This is a genomic window from Synechococcus sp. H55.11 (genome assembly GCF_047462475.1).
Taxonomy (GTDB): Bacteria; Cyanobacteriota; Cyanobacteriia; order Thermostichales; family Thermostichaceae; genus Thermostichus.
This window is the reverse complement of sequence record NZ_JANSJI010000263.1, coordinates 11,814-16,131: the sequence shown is the minus strand read 5'-3', so window position 1 is coordinate 16,131 and position 4,318 is coordinate 11,814. Positions and strand designations below refer to the sequence as shown.

Annotated in this window: 5 protein-coding genes; 3 read left to right on the top strand and 2 right to left on the bottom strand. The window is 59.0% G+C overall.

The genetic code is table 11. The features are described 5' to 3' along the window. Positions 1 to 187: 187 nt before the first annotated feature. Together NW853_RS10770 and NW853_RS10765 are read right to left on the bottom strand one after the other, a co-directional pair. Positions 188 to 931 (bottom strand): class I SAM-dependent methyltransferase, encoded by a 744-nt coding sequence (locus NW853_RS10770; protein WP_414334195.1) that lies wholly within the window; start codon positions 929 to 931, stop codon positions 188 to 190. A 48-nt stretch (positions 932 to 979) separates the two neighbouring features. After that, positions 980 to 1,471: an FHA domain-containing protein gene (locus tag NW853_RS10765; RefSeq protein WP_414334197.1), complete on the bottom strand. Its 492-nt coding sequence runs from the start codon at positions 1,469 to 1,471 to the stop codon at positions 980 to 982. Between the two features lie 410 nt (positions 1,472 to 1,881). Here NW853_RS10765 and NW853_RS10760 point away from each other — a divergent pair, with 410 nt between their 5' ends. The 3 genes from NW853_RS10760 to NW853_RS10750 all read left to right on the top strand — a co-directional run. Continuing rightward, positions 1,882 to 2,553, top strand: coding sequence for a DUF3038 domain-containing protein (locus tag NW853_RS10760; RefSeq protein WP_414334199.1), 672 nt, complete (start codon positions 1,882 to 1,884; stop codon positions 2,551 to 2,553). 48 nt (positions 2,554 to 2,601) lie between these two features. Beyond that, positions 2,602 to 3,531: a DUF4335 domain-containing protein gene (locus NW853_RS10755; RefSeq protein ID WP_414334201.1), complete on the top strand. Its 930-nt coding sequence runs from the start codon at positions 2,602 to 2,604 to the stop codon at positions 3,529 to 3,531. Positions 3,532 to 3,632: 101 nt separating this feature from the next. Next, positions 3,633 to 4,318: CobW family GTP-binding protein (locus NW853_RS10750; RefSeq protein WP_414334203.1), on the top strand; the 686-nt coding region annotated here is incomplete at its 3' end.

Sequence of the window (4,318 nt, the reverse complement as noted above, 5' to 3'; positions counted from 1 at the left end):
CTGAGGGATGGCCCTCACCCCCAGCCCCTCTCCCTGAGGGAGAGGGGAGTTAGAGGGGCGCGTTCGCGGCAGCGTTCGTAGCAATCACGACAGTAACGAAGCATTTCATTGCTATTTGGAATGACCATACTGCAGAGACTCCGTCCTGCTTGGGCGATTGGATTTGCGATCCCAGTTGCCGCTCCCCTCAGCTTTTGTTCCACTTACGGTAGCAGCGGGCGGTGATGAGATAGGGATGAAACACTTCTAAGAAATGGCTTTGCAACACCTGAAAGAATTGCTCGACTTTTTGCGGATCGTCCAGGTGAAAAGGAAATTCACCATTAAACCCCTTGAAAAAGTACCAGTTGATCAACAATTTGCCTTCCGGCTTAAGCCAGGCGTAAAACTGACGCAACTGCGCTGCCGGATCCGGCAAATGCTCTAGTACATCGAAGCAGATGACGGTGTCAAAGGGGATCCCTTGCGGGAAGGTTTCCGGGCAGTGGATCCGTTCGCCTAGGCCCAACTTTTCCGCCCGCAGTTGCACAAACTGCCGATGGATGGGGTTGATATCCCAGAAAATCACCTGCTCCACCGCCGGGCAGAGAGCCGCCCCAATGGCGTGGGTGCCAATGCCACCGCCAAAATCCAGCACCAGACCGCGGGCATGGTCGGCCACCAGGCGCAGGGTATTGCCGATGTAGTCGGTGCTGCTCAGGTGCCAAGCGGCCAAGTCCAGCAAATAGGCGGATCCCACCCGATCCCGGTAAAAGGCGTCTGCCTGATCCCAGCCGAAGTCGCGCCGGCCCAGCTCTGCCAACTGTTGCTGCCCCAGCCGCAGCTTCTCCCGCAGCTCACCAGCCTCAAGGCCCAGGAAGGATCCCAGATGGGCTGCCAGGTCGAAGCCATTTTGCCAGTAGCCGCTCAGGGCAGGGGGCATGGGAGGCACAGGAACCCAAAACTCGGCAGGGGGCTGGGTTGAGAATCATTCACCCCATCAAGCGGCGGTGAAGTCGTCGTTCTCTCTGGGCGTCTCTTTCGAGGTTGCTCTCTGGGATCCGGCCAGGGCTACATTGTCGCCGAGGGTCGGCGGCCTCAAGAGAGCCGCTAGCGTCTCCGGGCTGAGGCGGTCGGTGCTCTCCACAATTGCCGTCACATTCGGGCCGAAGCCTATCTTATCCAAAAGCTCAAGGCGATGGGACAAAACCCGTTTCCCATTGACAAACAAACCATTGGTGCTGCGGCGGGATGCCGAGCTGCCGTCGAAGATCATGTAGCCGTATCCGGCCCGGTTCTCTTCCGGAATGCGGATAATCAGGGCGTGTTCTCGCGAAACACAAGGGTCGCAGAGGCGGATGTGGTTGCTGGCTGCCCGGCCCACCGAGTAGTAAATCTTGTCCAAGACAACGCCGCGCCGACCCATCTGATCGGTGAAGATCAAGACCCAGTGGACAGGGTTGGGTTGGGCAGCAGGAGCGCTCATGCTCATCTGTGGGTACGCCCGGCGCTGAGGCGGTCAGAAAGGGCAGCCCAGAGACAGCCAGGCAATCAAGCCGCAAAATGCGGATCCCTCTCTCTTCTCAGCCGCTACAGACTCCAATCATACACCACCATTCTGGGTCAACAGCGCCGTCTTGCCACTCTCCTTTTCTTGAGGGCCAACAGGCTGGAAAGATGGGTTCGTTGCAAAAATAACAACTGACCCAGAACAACTCAGTCTGACTTCTAACCTGGTTGGGGAACTCTTCAGAAGCGAGAATGAGCAGGACAATGGCCAGCGCCTGCCAGATGTCCTTATCCAAGCCTTCGGCCAGAGCAAGGGTCAGAAGGTCTTGCTCCCTCAAGCACAGGAGGGATCCGGTTGCAGGTTTGGCTCGAACAGGAGATCATAGAGTTTCGTTGAAACCAAAAGCTCCCCTTGACAGCGTGACGGTGGAATCTAAACAGACTCAGCTAGACCCTCAGCCCGCCGGCCTTACCACAGCTACCGGTACCATCAAAGCCCAGTTGGATTTGTTGCTACTGGGGCTGGAATCCCTGAGCGGAGAAAGTTCTGAGGCGGTTCTGGCTGCAGCCAAAGCTCTAGACTTGGAAGATCAGATTGGCGATCGGGTAGCCCTCTGGCGCCTGCGCAACGCTAACCCTCTGCGCCGCAGCAGCGGTGGGCGCAAGAGAGTCGATATCGAAGAGGCCCGCGCCCTGGTGATGGTGATTGCCCATCTGGCTGCTCAGCAACAGGCCCGTATCCGCAGCACCTTGGAACAACTGGAAGCTGCTGTCGAGCAGGAGCTCAGCCCTTTCCGTCAGCCGCTGGTGGGAGACTACCTAGATGAATTTCTCTCTCACTATCGCAGCCGCATGGTGGATGGGGATGTGCGCGACGAGAACAGCCTTGCCGAGCTGGCCCTGCGCATCTTGATCGAGCTGATGTTCTACAGCAGCCCCAGAGGGGCACAGCGCCTGTGGAAAGCCTTGCTCAGCCGTCCTGAGATGGAGTTGCCCGCCGGCAGTGACCTAGAAGAAGGGGAGGTAGCCCATAGCTCCGGATCGGATGCTTTGCCCTCTTCCTGAAATAGACTCCTTCTCCTGGGATCCTTAGTCTGTGTTGTTTCGGTTGCCATGCCCAGTCTCACCCTTCTCAGCCATACCTATCAACAGCCCACCTCGACCCTCACGGTGCGGGGAGAAGCGCCCAGCCTGCCCGAAGCTGCGGGGGGTTCCTCAACGCCGCTCCTGCGAGCCATCCAGCAGAACTTCGAGTGTCAGTTGGAAATTCGCCAGGGGGAGACCAGCAAAACTCTGCAGGGGGACAGTGTTTGGCTCAACGATTTGATCACGGTGATCGACCGCTACGTCGGATCCCATCTGAGCGGAGAACCCAAGGGAACCTTCAGCGGTACTGTGGCCATCCGTCCGCTGGATTTTATTTTTCATCGCCTCACGGTGCGCCAAGGGGAGGATCGCATCGCCCAGGTGGATCTGTCGATGACCCAGTTGTACGACCTGCTGGAGAACCTTTCCCAAGTGGCCGATGACATTCCCCAACTGGCCAGTCTGGGAACTCCGGTGAGGCGGGCTTGGTATCGACAGCCCACCGGGATCGCCGCCCTGCTGGTGGGAGGGATCGCTCTCGTGGCCGGTGTCGGGATCTGGGCCAGCCGCCCACCCAGGGATCCTACGGCTGCCAACTCGGTGCAGGAGCAGCTCACCACCCCTGCGGTGTCGGGTCAACCGCAGCCTTTGGCCACAACTGCCCCAGAACTTGACTCAACAGGGCCGGCTCCCCTTCTCCGTCTGCGAGACACTCTGGCAGAGCAATGGCAGTCTCCCCCTGATTTGCAGGAGAGCCTGGTCTATTGGATAACCGTGGATGGGACGGGATCCCTGTTGGCTGCCGAGCCGGAGAATGAGCTGGCCCGGCAGCGCCGCGCCGCAACTCCTTTTGCCGACCTGCCGGAGTTGCCGCCGGATCCCTTGCCGACAGGCGCGCGACAGTTCCGCGTCAGCCTGGAGCCGGGCAACCGAGTGGAAATCGCCCAGGACAGATAGCCATCTCGACAAGCCAAGCTGAGGGGGGCACCCGGTCTCACGGGACGAGGGCAATGAGGATAGAGTGGAAGAGTTCCCTTTATCTAGATCGCTGCCCCTCTATGACCGCAACCATCGAAGTGCCCAAGCGAGGCTTACCTGTCACCATCATCACGGGTTTTTTGGGCAGTGGGAAAACCACCCTGCTCAACCACATTCTCAGCAACCAAAAAGGGATGCGCACGGCGGTGCTGGTCAACGAATTCGGCGAGATCGGCATCGACGGCGAGCTGATCGTCTCCAGCGAAGAAGACCTGGTGGAGCTGAACAACGGCTGCATCTGCTGCACCATCCGGGATGACATCGCCGAGAGCGTGCTGCGCCTGATGGAACGCTCCGCCAAAATCGACTACCTGGTGGTGGAGACCACAGGATTGGCGGATCCCTTGCCGGTTGCCCTCACCTTTTTGGGGCCAGAGTTGCGGGATCTGACGCGGCTGGACTCGATCATCACCTTGGTAGACGCCACCAACTTCGCCCCCGACCTGTTCAACAGCGACGTGGCCTACAGCCAAATTGCCTATGGGGATGTGATTCTCCTCAACAAAACGGACTTGGTCGAGCCGACGGAAATCGAGCGCCTGGAAAAACGCATCCGCGAGATCAAGGAAGATGCCCGCATTTTGCGCACGGTCAACAGCGCAGTACCCCTGGAGCTGATCCTGGATACAGATCTGTTTCAGTCCAGCTCTCTGCCCCAGGAGGAGGCTCACGACACTGAGCATGGGCACGAGCATGACCATGAGCA